Origin of the sequence: Burkholderia sp. Ax-1720, from assembly GCF_011753035.1 — a bacterium.
Taxonomy (GTDB): Bacteria; Pseudomonadota; Gammaproteobacteria; order Burkholderiales; family Burkholderiaceae; genus Burkholderia; species Burkholderia gladioli.
Window position 1 is genome coordinate 1 of the sequence record NZ_VWWK01000160.1, and the last position, 16073, is coordinate 16073.

Annotated in this window: 15 protein-coding genes; 5 read left to right on the forward strand and 10 right to left on the reverse strand. The window is 71.0% G+C overall.

Going from position 1 to position 16073, the window contains the following annotated elements; all coding sequences use genetic code 11:
• Together F3J18_RS29305 and F3J18_RS29310 are read left to right on the forward strand one after the other, a co-directional pair.
• Nucleotides 1–1275, forward strand: a 1275-nt coding sequence (locus F3J18_RS29305) for an ATP-binding protein (protein ID WP_275691841.1), incomplete at its 5' end; no start/stop codon positions are given.
• Nucleotides 1265–2065 carry a response regulator gene (locus F3J18_RS29310; RefSeq protein WP_166915644.1) on the forward strand — a complete coding sequence of 267 codons (801 nt, stop codon included), beginning with the start codon at nt 1265–1267 and terminating at the stop codon, nt 2063–2065. The genes F3J18_RS29305 and F3J18_RS29310, both read left to right, overlap by 11 nt.
• Here the strand turns inward: F3J18_RS29310 and F3J18_RS29315 are convergent.
• From F3J18_RS29315 to F3J18_RS29340, 6 genes are all read right to left on the reverse strand, one after another.
• A complete protein-coding gene (locus tag F3J18_RS29315) occupies nt 2062–2703 on the reverse strand; it encodes a nucleoside/nucleotide kinase family protein (protein WP_166915646.1) in 642 nt (213 codons plus the stop codon). The genes F3J18_RS29310 and F3J18_RS29315 overlap by 4 nt on opposite strands.
• The gene (locus tag F3J18_RS29320) at nt 2700–3593 is read right to left on the reverse strand and encodes a sugar phosphate isomerase/epimerase (protein WP_013690930.1); all 894 of its coding nucleotides are present in this window, start codon (nt 3591–3593) and stop codon (nt 2700–2702) included. Before F3J18_RS29320 ends, F3J18_RS29315 begins: the two co-directional genes overlap by 4 nt.
• Entirely contained in the window at nt 3590–4648 is a 1059-nt protein-coding gene (locus F3J18_RS29325) for an ABC transporter permease (protein WP_166915648.1), read from the reverse strand. The genes F3J18_RS29320 and F3J18_RS29325 overlap by 4 nt, the downstream gene beginning before the upstream one ends.
• Nucleotides 4645–5661, reverse strand: coding sequence for an ABC transporter permease (locus F3J18_RS29330; protein WP_051598378.1), 1017 nt, complete (start codon nt 5659–5661; stop codon nt 4645–4647). Before F3J18_RS29330 ends, F3J18_RS29325 begins: the two co-directional genes overlap by 4 nt.
• The gene (locus tag F3J18_RS29335) at nt 5654–7189 is read right to left on the reverse strand and encodes a sugar ABC transporter ATP-binding protein (protein WP_166915650.1); all 1536 of its coding nucleotides are present in this window, start codon (nt 7187–7189) and stop codon (nt 5654–5656) included. Before F3J18_RS29335 ends, F3J18_RS29330 begins: the two co-directional genes overlap by 8 nt.
• 62 nt (nt 7190–7251) lie before the next feature.
• Nucleotides 7252–8244, reverse strand: coding sequence for a substrate-binding domain-containing protein (locus F3J18_RS29340; protein WP_025101167.1), 993 nt, complete (start codon nt 8242–8244; stop codon nt 7252–7254).
• Between the two features lie 222 nt (nt 8245–8466).
• On the opposite strand from F3J18_RS29340, the gene F3J18_RS29345 reads away from it, so the two are divergent.
• The 3 genes from F3J18_RS29345 (at nt 8467) to F3J18_RS29355 (ending at nt 10839) form a co-directional block, all read left to right on the forward strand.
• Entirely contained in the window at nt 8467–9549 is a 1083-nt protein-coding gene (locus F3J18_RS29345) for a LacI family DNA-binding transcriptional regulator (protein ID WP_166915652.1), read from the forward strand.
• Between the two features lie 82 nt (nt 9550–9631).
• On the forward strand, nt 9632–9973 hold the full coding sequence (locus tag F3J18_RS29350; protein WP_013690936.1) for an FKBP-type peptidyl-prolyl cis-trans isomerase: 342 nt from the start codon (nt 9632–9634) through the stop codon (nt 9971–9973).
• A 116-nt stretch (nt 9974–10089) separates the two neighbouring features.
• Nucleotides 10090–10839, forward strand: coding sequence for an AraC family transcriptional regulator (locus F3J18_RS29355; RefSeq protein ID WP_166915654.1), 750 nt, complete (start codon nt 10090–10092; stop codon nt 10837–10839).
• 74 nt (nt 10840–10913) lie between these two features.
• Here F3J18_RS29355 and F3J18_RS29360 read toward each other — a convergent pair whose 3' ends face one another.
• The 4 genes from F3J18_RS29360 to F3J18_RS29375 are packed head-to-tail and all read right to left on the reverse strand — an operon-like array spanning nt 10914 to nt 15943.
• On the reverse strand, nt 10914–12083 hold the full coding sequence (locus F3J18_RS29360) for a glycosyltransferase family 4 protein (RefSeq protein WP_166915656.1): 1170 nt from the start codon (nt 12081–12083) through the stop codon (nt 10914–10916).
• Nucleotides 12080–13309, reverse strand: coding sequence for a glycosyltransferase family 4 protein (locus F3J18_RS29365; protein WP_025101163.1), 1230 nt, complete (start codon nt 13307–13309; stop codon nt 12080–12082). Before F3J18_RS29365 ends, F3J18_RS29360 begins: the two co-directional genes overlap by 4 nt.
• A complete protein-coding gene (locus F3J18_RS29370; RefSeq protein ID WP_205195613.1) occupies nt 13306–14793 on the reverse strand; it encodes a glucose-6-phosphate isomerase in 1488 nt (495 codons plus the stop codon). The genes F3J18_RS29365 and F3J18_RS29370 overlap by 4 nt, the downstream gene beginning before the upstream one ends.
• A 13-nt stretch (nt 14794–14806) precedes the next feature.
• Complete coding sequence (locus tag F3J18_RS29375) at nt 14807–15943, reverse strand: glycosyltransferase (protein ID WP_025101161.1); 1137 nt, start codon at nt 15941–15943, stop codon at nt 14807–14809.
• Nucleotides 15944–16073: the final 130 nt, after the last annotated feature.

A 16073-nucleotide genomic window follows, 5' to 3' on the forward strand; every position in this document is an offset into this window, starting at 1 on the left:
CGCGAAGCCGCCGACGCAGCGGCTTCGGCCGGCACCGCGGGAGGCGCGGCCTCGACGCCGGCCGCCTCGCCTCCCATCCCGGCAAGCCAGCGCGCCGACACCAGCACCGATCCGGCCTACTCCACGCCACCGCCCTACCCGGGCCCCCGCGACGGCTGGCGCGAGCACCCGCCCGGCTTCCATCATCCGCCGCCGATCGCGCTCTACGACGCCGGGCGCCACCGCATCGCCGGCTACCCGCCGCCGCCCGGCACGCCGCTGCATGCGCTGAACTCGGGCGGCAAGCTGGTCGGCTGGCTCTCGGTGGCGCGCCCCGGCGGCCTGTTCTACGCGGCCGACCAGCGCTTCCAGATGCAGCAGTCGCGCGCCACCTGGGTGATCGTGATCGCGGCGGCGGTGCTCTCGGCCCTGGTCTCGATGGTGCTGGCGCGGCTGATCCTGGCGCCGGTGCGGCGCATCGTGCGCGCCACCCACCGGCTCGCCGAAGGCCAGTACGCGGTGCGCGTGCCCGAGCGCGGCAGCGACGAACTGAGCCAGCTGGCGGGCGACTTCAACCGGCTGGCCGAATCGCTGGCCGCCGCCGAGCGCGCGCGGCGCAACTTCATCGCCGACATCTCTCACGAGCTGCGCACGCCGCTGGCCGTGCTGCGCGGCGAGATCGAGGCGCTCGAGGACGGCGTGCGGCGCCCCGACGCCGGCACCTTCGCCTCGCTGCAGGCCGAGATCGCGCTGCTGAGCAAGCTGATCGACGACCTGCACGAGCTCTCGCTGGCCGATATCGGCGCGCTCTCGTTCGAGATGATCGCGGTGGACGTGGCGCGGGTGGCCGAGATCGCCGCCGAGTCCTTCGTCGACCGGCTCGGCGCCAAGCGCATCGCGCTGGAGACGCGGATCCCGGCCGGCCCGGTGCTGGTCTCGGGCGACCCGCACCGGCTCGCCCAACTGCTGCAGAACCTGCTCGAGAATGCGCTGCGCTACACCGATGCCGGCGGCAGCGTGCGGGTGGCGGTCAGCGCCAGCGGCCGGCACGTGCAGCTCGACGTGCTCGACTCGCACCCGGGCGTGCCCGAGCCGATGCTCGGCCAGGTGTTCGAGCGGCTGTTCCGCGTCGACGTCTCGCGCAGCCGCCAGAGCGGCGGCTCGGGCCTGGGCCTGGCGCTCTGCAAGCACATCGTCGAGGCGCATGGCGGCAGCATCGCGGCGCGCCGCTCGCCGCTCGGCGGCCTCTGGATCATGATGCTGTTTCCCCTGCTCGAGCCGGACCATGAACCCTGATCGCCCTGGCCCCTCCATCCTGATCGTCGAGGACGAACCCAAGCTCTCGGCCCTGCTGGCCGACTACCTGCACGCCGACGGTTACGCCACCGCGATCGTCGCCGACGGCCGCGAGGTGGTGCCCCACGTGCGCGCGCACGCGCCCTCGCTGGTGCTGCTCGACCTGATGCTGCCGGGGCGCGGCGGCCTCGACATATGCCGCGAGCTGCGCGGCTTCTCGACCATCCCGGTGATCATCCTGACCGCGCGCGTCGACGAGATCGACCGCCTGCTCGGCCTCGAGCTCGGCGCCGACGACTATGTCTGCAAGCCCTTCAGCCCGCGCGAGGTGGTGGCGCGCGTCAAGGCGATCCTGCGCCGGATCGAGCAGGCCGAGAAGCAAGCCGAGAAAAAGGGGAAAGGCGAGGCGGGCCACGAGGCAAGCGCGGCCGACGGCGGCGCGGCGCCGTTCGAGATCGACCCCGAGCATCACGTGGCGCGGCTCGACGGCCGCAACCTGCACCTGACGCCGGTCGAGCTGCGCCTCCTGGCGCTGCTGGTGGCCAACCCGGGCCGCATCTATTCGCGGGATTTCCTGCTGCGGCGGCTCTACGACGACCATCGCGTGGTCACCGACCGCACCGTCGACAGCCATGTGAAGAACCTGCGCCGCAAGCTGCAGGCGGTACGCCCCGAGCGCGACTTCATCCGCTCGATCTACGGCGTGGGCTACCAGTTCGAGCTCGACGCGGAAGACGCCGGCAATCCCGCCGGCAATCCCGCCGGCAGCCCACCGCCGCCGCGCCGCTAGACGTTCGCGACGCGGAAGTCGGCCGCCACGCAGCCCGTCAGCACGCGATCGACGTTGGGCAGGTCGTTGCCGTCGAGCTTCTCGACGATCGCCTCCTCGCTCATGCCGTAGCCGTGCCAGCGCGCCGAGAGCCGCTCGACCAGCACCGCGCGCGGCACCTGCAGCATCACGGTGAGATCGAAGAAGGCGCGCAGCGGTGCCCAGGCCGGATCGTCGAGCAGCAGGTAGTTGCCCTCCACCACCACGATGCGCGCGCCGGCCGGGATGATCGCCGCGCCGGCGCGGGCGATCTCGATCGAGCGGTCGAACACCGGCACCGCGATCTCGCGGCCGTCGTCGGCCTTCAGGCGCGCCAGCATGGCGCCCAGCCCGTCGATGTCGAAGGTATGCGGCGCGCCCTTGCGCGGGCGATCGCCGCGCGCCTCCAGCACGCGATCGTCGTAGTGGAAGCCGTCCATCGCCAGCAGCGCGGCGCGACCCGGCGCCGGCGCGTCCAGCGCCTCGCGCAGGCGCTCGGCGAAGGTGCTCTTGCCCGCGCCGGGCGGCCCGGCCACCGCCACGATGCGGCGCTCGGCCGGATCGGCATCGGCCAGCGCCGCCACCAGCGCGGCGAAATCGACGTCGCGCGTCACGCTCATGGCAGGCGGCTCCGCTCGGCCTGCTTGAGCGCTTCCTGGGCCGACTTGAGCTGGGCGCGCGTGTACATCAGCGCGTGCGAGGCGAGATCGCGCCCGTCTTCCCAGAGGTTGCGCCAGATCGCGAGGATCCCCTCCAGCGGCTGCCCGACCACGCGCGAGGAAAAGCTCTCGAAGGTGATCGGCCCGGTGTAGCCCGAGAACACCAGCGCGCGGAACACTTCCGCGAAGTCGATGCTGCCCGAGCCCAGGTAACCGCGATGCGAATCGCCGGTATGGAAATAGCCCAGATGCGCGCCGGTTTCGCGTATCGCCGTCATCACGTCGGATTCCTCGATGTTCATGTGGTAGGTATCCAGATGCACCAACACGTTCGGCCGGCCGATCCGCTCGCAGAGCTCGACGCCCTGCGAGGCCGTGTTCAGCACGTTCGACTCGTAGCGGTTGACCACCTCGAGGCCGAGCATGATGCCGCCCGCCTCGGCCGTCTGCGCCACCTGCGCGAGGATCTCGACCGACATCGCGACGCCGGCCGGGGTGGTCGGCACGAAGTTCTTCTGGAATGCGGAGTAGAGGATACCGCAGACATGCTTCGCGCCGCACTCGTGCGCCACGCGGATCGCGGCCTCGAGCTTGCGCTTGCCGCGCGCGGCCTTCTCCGGGTCGCCGCTGGAGATGTCGGAATCGGCATCGAGCCCCAGCGAGAAGCTGCAGCCGATGCCGGCGCGCTCCAGCTCGCGGCGCGTGAAGGCGGTATCGATCGAGGCCGGATCGAGCGCCGGGATCTCGATGAAGTCGAAACCCACCTCGGCCGTGTTCGCGATCGCGCGCGCGGCTTCCTCGTGGCTCCAGCCGGCCTCCCAGACCAGTGCATGTACGCCCAGCTTGTTCATTCGCTCTCCTTGTGTCGACGGGATGCGGGCGCGGCCACCGGGGATCGGGGCCCGCGCTCGCGGATGAGGGATGGCAGCCCGCCTTGCGCCCAGGCCCAGCGGGCCAGCATCACGGCGAGCAGGAAGGCGCCCCACAGGGCGGTGGCCAGGTGCTGGTTGGCACCCAGCAGGTTCAGGCCCGAGGCGATCACCTGCAGGATCACCAGCGCGATCACCACCGGCACCACCCGGCCGAAGCCGCCGAACGGATCGACCCGGCCGAGGAAGCAGGCCAGCACCGAGATCAGCAGGAAGGCCTCGCCGTGGCCGACGCGCACCGAGTTGAAGCTGCACAGCATCACCACCCCGGCCACCCCGCACATCAGGCCCGAGAGCAGGTAGATGCGGGTGATCGCGCGCGCCGTGGCGATGCCCGAGTAGCGCGTGGCCTCCAGGTTCGAGCCGACCATGCGGGTGGTGAAACCGAGCCGCGAGCGCGTCATCACCACGTGCCAGGCCAGCGCGCAGGCGATGAAGATCCACAGCGGCACCGGCACGCCGAGCCACAGCCCGTTGCCGAGGTAGCGCACCGAATGCGGGAAGCCGGAAATGTCGCCGCCGCACGTGAGGAATTCGCCCAGGCCGCGCAGGAAGATCATCGCCGACAGCGACACCAGGATCGGGCTCGCGCCGGTGTAGGCGATGATCGCGCCGATCATCGCGCCGGCCGCGGCGCCCGTGGCCAGCGCCGCGAGGATGCCGAGCAGCACCACGCCGAGGCTGGCATCGGCGCCGCCGTGCGACTGGATCACCCAGGCCATCGCCAGGCCCGCCATGTTGGCGGTGAAGGTGGCGGCCAGGTTGAAGCCGCCCGAGATCAGCGGCATCAGCATGGCCAGCGCGAACAGGCCCAGCTCGGGCAACTGGAACGCGATCGACTGGAAGGTGCCGGCCGTCAGGAAACGGTCCGAAGCGAGGCTCATGCCGATCACCACCACCGCCAGGAAGCCCAGCAGGCCGGCCACATCGGCCGGCACGCGGAACACGGACGAAGTACGGGATTGCGACGTGTTCATGAGCCCACCTTGGCGCGAGAAGCCGAGACACGCGTGCCGACCAGGCGCGCGGCGCCCTCGCTGGACAGCGTGATCGCGACCAGGATCACCGCGCCGACGATCATCTTGTACGCATACGAGGAAATGCCGAGCAGGTTCAGGCCGTTGGCCGTGACCGACACCAGCAGGATGCCGAGGATCGCGCCGAGCACCGTGCCGCGCCCGCCGCCCAGGCGCGCGCCGCCCAGCACCACGGCCGCCAGCACCTCCAGCTCGCGCCCGTAGAGCGCGTTGGGCACCACCTCCTGCACGTAGTGCGCCTGCATCAGCCCGGCCACGCCGCTCATCATGCCGAGCCAGCCGTAGGCGAGGTAGTGCATGCGGCCGATGCGGATGCCCACGCGCCGCGCCGCCTCCGGGTTGTCGCCGGTGGCGTAGAGCTGGCGGCCCGCCGTGGTCCGGCGCAGCAGGAACCAGGTGGCCGCCACGCAGGCCGCCATCACCGCCACCGGCAGCGACAGCGTGGCCACCCCGCTGGACGTGCCCAGTTGCAGCAGCGAGACGCGGTTCATCCACCAGTCGGGCAGGTCGTAGATCGACACGCCGCCGGTGACGAACATCAGTCCGCCGAAGAACAGGTTGAAGGTGGCGATGGTCACCACGATCGAGACGATCCGGAAGCGGTAGATGATGGTCGCGTTGAACGCGCCGAGCAGGAAGCCGAAGCCGAGCGAGGCCGCGAAGCCGAGCGCCCAGTTGCCGCCGCCGAGGTGGTTCACGGCCAGCGCGGTCAGGTACTGCGTGACCGAGGCGCCCACCGCGAAGGAGATGTCGATGCCGCCGGCGATCAGCACCACCAGCAGGCCGACCGCGAAGATGATGTTGACCGCGCTCTGGTTGAGCAGGTCGAACAGGTTGGACAGCGTCAGGAAGGTCGAGGTGGTGAGGCCGAGGCCGATCGCCATCACGGCGAGCACGGCGATCAGCAGCGCCTCGATCGAGCCGATCCCGGTCTTGCGCAGCAGCTCATGCATGGACGTCTCGCTCGATATGGTCGATCGGAACCGCGCCCGGCACGTACTCGGCGACGAGACGGCCATCGCGCATGTGCAGGATCCGATCGGCGTTGAAATAGACCTCGGGAATCTCGTCGGAGATCAGCAGGATCGCCATGCCCGCCTGCGCCAGCTCGCGGATGATGGCGAAGATGCCGGCGCGCGCGCCGACGTCCACGCCCACCGTCGGCGAGTCGAGGATCAGCACCTTCGGGCTGGTGGCCAGCCACTTGGCCAGCACCACGCGCTGCTGGTTGCCGCCCGACAGCGTCGAGACCGGATCGTCGGGATGGCCGATCTTCACCGCCAGGCGGCGGATCCAGTCGCGCACCAGGGCCTCGCGCCGGCCCGGCGCGATCAGCCGCGCGCCGTCGAGCAGTTCGTCGAGCACGGCGATGCAGGTGTTGTCGCCGATCGACTGCGGCTGCACCAGGCCGAGCTGCAGCCGGTCCTCCGAGACGTAGGCGATGCCGGCGCCGATCGCGTCGCGGTTCGAGCGCAGCGCGAGCGCGCGCCCTTCCAGCTCGATCTCGCCCGACTCGGGCCGCGTCATGCCGAACAGCGAGAGCGCCAACTCGGTACGCCCGGCGCCGAGCCGCCCGGTCAGGCCGAGGATCTCGCCGCGGCGGATCTCGAGGGAGATCTCCCGGTATTCGCGCCCACGCGTGAGCCGCTCGACGCGCAGCACCACCGGCGCGGCCGACAGGTCGGCGTCGCGCACCGCGTAGTCGAGGCTGCGGCCCGTCATCAGCTCGCCGAGCCGCGTCTGCGTCATGCCGGCGGTCGGGAAGGTGCCGACCTGGCGGCCGTCGCGCATCACCGTCACGCGCGTGCACACCGCCAGCACCTCGGCCAGCCGGTGGCTGACGAACACCACCGCGATGCCGTCGGCCGACAGGCGCCGCACGATCGCCAGCAGCGCCTCGGTCTCGGCGTGGCTCAGCGAGGCGGTCGGCTCGTCCATGAACACCAGCCGCGCCTCGGCCACCAGGGCCCGCGCGATCGCCACGATCTGCCGCTGCGCGATCGACAGCTTGCGCACCGGGCGCTCCAGGTCGAGCTCGACGCCGAGCCGCGCCAGGATGCGGCGCGCCGAGGCCTGCATGCGGCCGTAGTCAACCCAGCGCAGCCGCTCGCCGAGGTTCTGCTCGAAGGCGATGTTCTCGGCCACCGTCATCTCGGGAAACAGCGCGAGGTCCTGCCAGATCACCTGGATGCCGAGCCGGCGCGCGCCGGCCGGATCGAGCGCCTCGACCGGCTCGCCGTCGAAACGCATCCGCGAGCCCGGCTCGGGCTGGTAGACGCCGCTGACGATCTTGATCAGGGTGCTCTTGCCGCAGCCGTTCTCGCCGGCCAGGCACAGCACCTCGCCCGGCAGCACCTCGAAGCTCACCTGCTGCAGCGCCTTCACGCCGCCGAAGGTCTTCGAGACGTTCTCCAGTTGCAGCAGCGGCGGGGCCACCGCGGCGGCAACGGCCGCGGCCTGCCCGGGGGAAGCTGGATTCATGGCACGAATCTCCAGTACACGATGCGCGCGCGAGGCGGGGCCGCCCCGCGCGCCGTCACACTTCAGAGGCCGAGCTTGGCGAGATCGTCGACGGTCTTGTCGTTGAGATCGACCAGCTGGTCGACGATCAGGTTGTGGCCGCTCGGGTGCACCACGCCGAGGCCCGGGATCGTCATGCCGTCCTTGATCGGCTGGCCCTTGGCGACCATCGTGCCGAGCGTGACGAACACCTCGCCGGCCAGCTCCGGATTCCACATGTAGCCGCCGGTGAGCACGCCGTCATGCACCAGGCGCCGGCCCTGCCCCGGCGAGAACGGCCCCAGCACGATCACCTTGCCCTTCTGCTCGCGCTCGGCCACCGCGCGCGCCGCGCCGATCGGGCCCTGGCTGCCGAAGGCCAGGATCGCGCGCAGGTTCGGGTGGGCGCGCATCAGGTCCAGCGCGGTCTGGCGCGAGGCGTCGACGTTCTCGGCCACGCCGTAGCGGTCGCCCACCAGGGTCATGCCCGGCGCGTTGGCCTTCAGCCAGGCGATCGCCGCGTCGGCCCAGGCGTTGTGCAGCGGCACCGTCAGCGAGCCGACGAACACCGCGTACTCGCCCTTGCCGCCCACCAGGGCGGCGAGCCGCTTGGCATAGGCCTCGCCGAAACCCTTGGCCGAGGCCAGCTCGAAATCCCAGTCGGCGTTCTTCTGCTGCGGCGACTCGTGCGTGATCACCTTGATGCCGGCCGCCCGCGCGCGCTGCAGCACCGGCTCGAGCACCTGCGCGTCGTTCGGCACCACGCCGATCACGTCGACGTGCTGGGCGATCAGGTCCTCGATGGCGCGCACCTGCAGGGCCGGGTCGGCGCTGGTCGGGCCCACCATGAAGGCCTTCACGCCGAGCTGGTCGGCGCGCTTCTTGATGCCGGCCTCCATCGCGTTGAACCAGGGAATCCCGCCCACCTTCACCACCACGCCGATCACCGGCTTGTCCGGCGAGGCGAGCGCCAAGCCCGTCGCCAGCGCGAATGCCGTCATGCCCACGCAGATCCTGCGCATCAAGTTGCCAACCATGTCTCCTCCCGTTCCAGTGAGGGCCGCTGCCGTGCCGAGGGGCCGGCAAGCGGCGTTCTTACAGTTCGCTTTTTGCTGCTAAATCCATTCAGCAACAAAAGTTCGTGTATGCTGAATCCATTCAGCGCCAACGGGAAGCATGGGAAAACCCTGATAATGGCAAGCGGAGCGGCCCGCCCCCGCCCCGCCAGGATTCCGAGGCAGGCGCGCACGGGACGACCAATGAACTCCACATCCAGCGGCAAGAAATCGACCATCTACGACATCGCGCGGGCCACCGGCTCGTCGACCTCGACGGTCAGCATGGTGCTGAACGGCAACTGGGCGCGCTACCGCATCAAGGAGGACACCGCGCGCCGCATCCTCGAGTGCGCGCGCGCGCTCGGCTACCACGTCAACCAGAGCGCGCGCGGGCTGCGGCTGTCGCGCTCGGGGCTGGCCGGGATGATCATTCCGCACTACCGCAACCGCTTCTTCGCGGGGCTGGCCGAAACCTTCGAGGAACGCGCCAAGGGCCGCGCGCTGTGCCCGATCGTGGTGGGCACCAAGCGCGATCCGGAGATGGAGCTGAACGTGACCCGGACCCTGCTGTCGCAGCGCGTCGAGCTGCTGTTCATCGCCGGGGTGCGCGACCCGGGGCCGCTCAACGCGCTGTGCGCCGATGCCGGCGTGCCCTCGGTCAACCTCGACCTGCCCGGCGAGGGCGCGCCCTCGGTGGTGTCGGACAACCGCCAGGGCGCCAGCACCCTGGCCGGCATGCTGCTCGACAAGGTGCTCGCGCGCGGCGCGGCGCCCGAGGAGCTGATCCTGCTGGGCGGGATCGCCCACGAATACGCCACCGAGATGCGGATCGCCGGCTTTCGCGACGCCTTCGCGGCGCGCGGCCTGCCGGCCCCGGCCGGGGACGCGATCGAGTGCTGCGGCTACGGCCCGGCCGCCACGCGCGAGGCGCTGGCGCGGCGCGTGGCGCGGCTCGGCCGCCTGCCGGCCGGCATGCTGATGAACTCGATCACCGCCTTCGAAGGGCTGGTGCAATACGCGGCCGACCTGCCGCTGGCCGAATGGCAGCGCGCCGTGGTCGGCTGTTTCGACTGGGACCCGTTCGCGGTGCACCTGCCCTTCGACGTGACGATGCTGCGCCAGGACGTGCAGACCATGATGTCGGAGGCCTTTGCGCTGGTGGACCGCGCCGCGGCCGAGGGCATCGCCGGCGGGCCGCATCCGCGCATCGTGGTGCCGACCCGCTTCGGCGAACGCTTCGACACCAACGATGCCGAACCGCGCGTCGATCCGGACCTGTCCTGAGGGGCGCCGCCGGGGCGCGCCGACCGCTGCCCGGCCGGCTCCCCTACAATAGCGGTTTGTCCGTTCAATTCAGGAGTTGCAGATGACTGTCGTTACCACCGAAACCGGCCTCAAGTACGAAGACCTGACCGAAGGCTCGGGCGCCGAAGCCGTTGCCGGCAAGTCCGTCACGGTCCACTACACGGGCTGGCTGACCGATGGCCAGAAGTTCGACTCGAGCAAGGATCGCAACGACCCGTTCGTGTTCGTGCTCGGCGGCGGCATGGTCATCAAGGGCTGGGACCAGGGCGTGCAGGGCATGAAGGTCGGCGGCACGCGCCGCCTGACGATCCCGGCCGAACTCGGCTACGGCGCGCGCGGCGCGGGCGGCGTGATCCCGCCGAACGCCACCCTGGTGTTCGAGGTCGAGCTGCTGGCCGTCTGAGGCCGCGGGCGGGGCGCGAGGCCGGCTTTGTCCAGCCGGCTTCCCGCCGGGTCCATGCGCCGGCTCCCGAGCCGCTCACGCATCGATGCCCGCACTTTCCGTTTTCCTTTCTTCCGATGACTACCCGCCCCGCCGCCCCGTCGATCTCGCTGCGTGCCTACGAGCGCGCCGAGGCCTCGGACGTGCATGACTTCCACCAGGTCGTGCTGGGCGTGGACGGGCAGATGCTGATGTCGATCGACGGCGTGGCCGAGCGCATCGACGGCCGCCACGCCTGGCTGATCCCGGCCGGCGCGCGGCACGACTACGCCGGGCTCGGCCCCAATCACCAGCTCGTGCTGGACCTGCCGATCGCCTCGCTGGCGGTGCCCGAGCGCCTGTTCGAGCGCGGCCGGCCGTTCGCGGTGGCGCCCGCGCTGGGCAGCCTGGTCGACGAGCTGGCGCAACTGACCGCGCGCGGCGACTCGCGCGCGCTGCACTGGCAGGCGGCCGCGCGGCTCTGCGAGGCCCTGCTCGACGGCGCGCCCTCGCCCGCGGGCGACGCGGCCCGCCTCGATTTCGCGCGCATCGACCGCTGGCTGCGCACGCGGCTGGCCGAGCCGCTGCGGGTGGCCGACCTGGCCGCGCATTGCGGTTTCGGGATACGGCGCTTCCATCAATTGTTCGTCGACGCCTTCGGCGAAACACCCCATCAATACCTGCTCAAGCTGCGGCTCGACACTGCCGTGCTGCTGCTCGCCAATCCCTCGCGCGCGCTGGCCGAGATCGCCGCCGAGGTCGGGTTCGCCGACCAGAGCGCCTTGACGCATGCCTTCACGCGGCGCTTCGGCGTCGCGCCCGGGCAGTGGCGGGCCGGCCGCCACTGAACGCGAACGGCGCGGGCCCTCGATGGCACCCGCGCCGTTGTTCGTCACCGCCTGGTCCTTCCCTCCCGCCGGCTTCAGGCCGCGCGGATCGCTTCCTCGTAGACCTGCGCCACGCGCCTGGCGATCACCGCATTGTCGAAGTTCTCGCGCGCGTAACGACGGCAGGCATCGGCATCGGGCAGCTTGAGCGTGCCCGACAGCGCGCCGTCCAGCCCTTGCGCGATCGCCGCCGTGCCGGTGCCGCCCAGCACCAGTTCCTCGGAGAGCCCCGAGACGGCCTCGGGCAGGCCGCCCACCGGCGTGACCAGCACCGGCGTGCCGGAGGCCAGCGATTCCACCGTGATCAGCCCGAAGCCCTCCAGCGCCACGGTCGGCACCACGCTGACGGTGGCGGCGCGATACAGCGCGGCCAGGTGCTCGTCCGGCACGAAGCCGAGCAGCTTCACATGCTCGCCGAGCCCCGCCGCGTCGATGCGCTGCTGCAGTTCCTCGGCCAGCCGGCCCTTGCCGGCGATCAGCAGCAGGATGTCGGGATGGCGGCGGCGCACCTGCTCGACCGCGTCGATCAGGTCCTCCAGCCCCATGCGCCGCACCAGGCGCCGCACCGCCAGCACGATCGGCCGGCCCTGCGGCAGTTGCAGCTTGCGGCGCGCCTCGGCCTGCGTGATCGGCAGGTCGAACTGGGCGGTGTCCACGCAGCCCGGCACGATCCGCACCTTGTCGCGCGCGATGCCGTAGCGCGAGGTCAGGATCTCGGCGAACGCGCTGGACAGCACGATCAGCCGCGAGGAACGCGCGTAGACGGTCTGCTCCAGGTAGCGCTTGGCGCGCTGGCCCAGCGAATCGGCGCCCTCCACCTGGCTCTCGTCGGCCCAGGGCCCCTGGAAGTGCGAGACCTGCGGAATGCCGCGCGTGACGTCGAGCCCCGGAAAGGTATAGAGCGCGAAATGCGAGGACACCACGTCGGGCCGCTCGTGGCGGATCACCTCGCGCAGCGCGCGGCGCGCGGCCATCATGCGGCGCGGCAGCGATTGCGCGGCGGAGCCGAAACCGCGGATCGCGCCGTCGGTGTCGGCGGCCACGCGCCCCGAGCCGGCCACCACGCCGCGCACGGCCACGCCCGCGCCGGGCAGCGCGCCGACCAGCGAGTAATACATGCGGTCCAGGCCGCCGGCGCGCTCGGGGAACCAGTGCATGCCGATCTGCAACGACTTGATGCTCGAAGATTGAGGAAGGGTGCTCATCGGAGGGGCTCCTGGGTGGGCAACGGGCCGGGGCCCTGGGTCGGCACGTGGGCCGGCGGCGGATTCACGGCCTGCGTGCCCGACGCAATCGGTTGAGGTTGGGAAATCAGCCTCCGGTAGAGTGCCAGGTACTGGGCGCCCATCTGGTTCCAGCCGAAATCGTTCATCAGGGCGCGCGCGGCGCGCCCCATCTCGCGGCAGCGTTCGCGCGAATGCGCGAGCGAGCCGATCGCGCCGGCCAGCGCGTTGGCGTCGTCCGGATCGTCGAGCACGATCCCGCAATCGGCCGTGATGATCTCGGCGCCGCCCGCGGTGCGCGCGGTCACCACCGGCAGGCCGGCGGCCATCGCCTCGAGCAGCGACAGGCTCATCGCCTCGTAGCGCGAGGGGAACACATAGGCGTCCACCGAGGACATCAGCTGCGGCATGGTCTTGACCAGGCCCAGGAAGTGCACGCGCGAGGCGATCCCCAGCGCGCGCGCCTCCTCGGGATAGGGGCTGCCCGGCAGGTAGCCGGCCACCGCCAGGTGCACGTGCTCGGGCAGCTCGGTGAGCGCCTTGAGCACGGTGCCGAGGTTCTTGCGCGGCGTGCGCAGGTCGCCCACGAACAGCAGCAGGAAGGCGTCCTGCGGCAGCTCGTAGGCGCCGCGATCGGGCTGCGCGCCGCCGAAGGCCTGCGCGTCCACGCCGTTGTAGATCACGCCGATGCGGTTGCCGTCGATGCCCAGCCGGCGGATCTCGTCGGCCACCTTGCCCGACACCGCGATCACCGCGCGCGAGCGCCGGTAGGCCCAGCGCTCCAGCACCGCGTTGACGCGCGTGTACACGTATTGATAGGCCGACCACAGGCCCTGGCCCGGCGAGAACGGGTAGTAGCGGCTGGCGAACCAGCCGCCGTGCACGAAATGCGCGGTATTGACATCGGCACGCACCCACGAGATGAAGCCGTTCACATGCAGCACGTCGAACTCGTCGCGATGACGGTTGATCCACAGCGCGCTCTTCAGGGCGAACACCTGCTGGCGCAGCAGGTTGCTCGGCCAGAAGCGGCCCGGCTGCACCGGGATCCAGCGCACCCGCGGGTGCTCCAGCAGCTCCGGCGCGACATGCGACGCGACGAGCGTCACTTCGCACTGCTCGGCAAGTGCCGCGCGTGCGATCTCGTAGTTGACGCGGCCTTGCCCGTCGTTGTGACGGACCACGTGCGTGACGATGGCGATTCTCACAGTCCTGCTCCCCGATTGCGTTTGGCGGCGGCACGCTGGATTTTTTGCCAATGCGATGCCGCCAGGATCGAAAACAAACTCATGAACAGCAACAAACCTCCCGTTCCGATCAGCGAATTGGTGAACACCAGCATCGCGAAGATCGAGATCGCGAGGCTCACGCAGGCGGCGACGTATTTGTCGTCGCGCATCCCGAACGACACGCGCAGCGCGCGCGCCAGCAGCCAGAGCGTGCCCGACAGGTAGAGCAGCGTGCCGGGCCAGCCGAGCACGAAGGGCACGTTCATCACGCCGCTGTCGAAGCTGCCGTACTTGCCGAGCTCGCCGCTGTCGCTGGACAGCTTGGTGGAGGCGCCGGTGGCGCCCATCCCCTCGCCCGCCACGTCGGTGAAGGCGGTCTGCGCGAAGCTGGCGTAGAACTTGTTGCGATCGTCGTAGCTGCGATCGTCCTTGAGGTTGGTGATCGACTCCAGGCGCTGGCCCAGCCGGTCGGCCACCGGGCCCACCGTGAGCAGCGGCACCGACAGCCCGGCCAGCACCATCGCGCCCACCACCATGCGCAGGCGCACGCGGTTCGAGGATTTCGCCAGTTGCACCGCCAGCGCGATCACCCAGCCGCCCCAGGTCGAGCGCACCAGGCACAGCATGAAGGCGATGAAGCCGGCGCCGCCGGCCAGCCAGCGCACCCGCTGGGTGGCCGCCAGCATGAACACCAGCGAGCCCATCATCGCGAAGGCGAACGGCCCCGAGGAGTTCATGGTGCTGAACACGCGCACGCCGTAGGGCACCGGCTCGCCCTGCGAGGCCATCTGCGAGCCCACCATCCACAGCACGTCCCAGGCCGGCATGATGAAGAACTGCACCATGCCGTAGGCGCCCATCACCAGCATCCCCCACACGAAGGTCGAGACGATCACGTCGCGGTACTCGGGGTAGTCGCGCGCGTTCACCGCGATGTGGAAGCCGATCAGCACCGGGTAGATCCAGTTGGCCAGGTCGTAGGTGGCGGCCAGGAGGCCCGCCGAGACCAGCCCGATGAAATAGGCATAGGCCAGGCCCGCCAGGATCATCAGCATCGGCAGGCCGCGCCGCTGCGCCAGCACGCGGTAGTGGCGCAGCAGGCCGAGCCCGCAGATCATGGTGACCGCCAGCGGCGCGATCTGGATCAGGCTGGTGGGCGTGTAGGCGCCGCGCGACCAGTCGGCCAGGCGCCGCACCTCGGGCGCCAGGAACCACAGCCACCAGACGAAGCCCACGTAGCGCGCGGGGCTGCGGAAGTAGAGCCAGAAACCGGTGGCGATCGACAGCGCGGGGAACGCCAGGGTCAGGATCGAGCCCTGGTGCGCGAGGATCAGCAGCCCGGTGAGCGTCCACAGGCCGGCCTGCGCGGCCCAGTGCCTGGGCTCGGCCAGCAGGCGCCGCTTGGGCTTCTTGCCGCGGCGCGCGCGGACGAGCGGTTCGACGGGATAGGCGGGCGTACTCATGCGGCTCGGTGCGTCAGTTCGAGGGCGTGCGCGAATCGGCCAGCGGCAGCGGCGCGGCGGCGCCGGCCGTGACGCGGCGGCGCTGCAGCAGCTCACGCGTGATCCGCACGTGCTGGGCCGCGAAGGCCTCGGTGGTGAGGTCGGCCTCGACCAGCCGCGCCGCGGCCGCGCGGGCCCGCGCCAGCCCCCGCTCGGGCTGGGCCACCATGCGATCGGCCGCGCCGCGCATGGCGCTGGCGTCGAAGGCCGGCACATAGGCCGCGCAATCGTTCGGGAAATAGTCGCGCAGGCCGCCTACGTCACTGACGATCATCGGCTTGCCCACCGCTGCCGCCTCCAGCATCACGGTGATGCCCGAGGCGTGGTGGTTGGGCCGCAGCGGCACCACGATCACGTCGGCCCAGTCGTAGAACTCGCGCTGCTTCGCGATGCCGGACACGGAGGCGATCTCCACGTTGGGCCGGTGCAGCTCGCGCGGAATGCGCCGCCGCGTGGCGAGCTTGACCTGGTAGCGCGGCAGGCCGCCGAAGGCCTCGATCAGGGTGGCCCAGTCGCGGTCGCGGTCGTTGCCGATCGCGGCGATGCGCAGCGGGCGATGCGGCGTCCAGGTCTCGGGCATGCGCACCGGGAAGTCCTGCGTGTTGAGCCCGTAGTAGACCTGCACCGCGTCGCGCTGCAGGAACTCGCGGCACAGCACGGCGTTGTCGCGCGCCAGCGTGGTCAGCACGTCGGCGCGCGCCAGCAGCTTGCGATAGACCCAGCGGCGCAGCGCGCCGAAGCGCGGCCAGCGGTCCAGCAGCCAGACGCTCTGCGCCAGCAGCAGCGGCCGCGCGCCGCGCGCGCCGGCCAGCTTCAGCACCAGCGCGGCGGCCAGGTGCTCCTGCTCGGTATGCGTCCAGATCACGTCGGCCGCCAGCAGCGCCTCGCGATTGCGCCAGGCATGGATCGCGTCGAAGCCGAGCGCGGCCTTCAGGGCGCGGCGCGCCACGCTGACCGGGCGCGATTCGCGGCGGTCGCGCGAATAGCTCATGGCGAATTCGTCGGAGGCCGCGTGGTGATAGCCGTACAGGCAGCCGATGTTGTCGCCGGCGCGATAGCTGCGCGGATCGGCGCCGTAAAACAGGTGAACGTGCACGTTCGTGGCGGTCATGCGGAATCTCCGGGTTCGGGGCTCAACAAGCGTGCGCGTGCGCGCCGGCGCCTGGCGTCGTCGCGCGACAGCGGACGGGCCGCGCGAGGCGGCCCGGGCGCGCGGGCGCGTGCATGCCGTTCATGCGGTA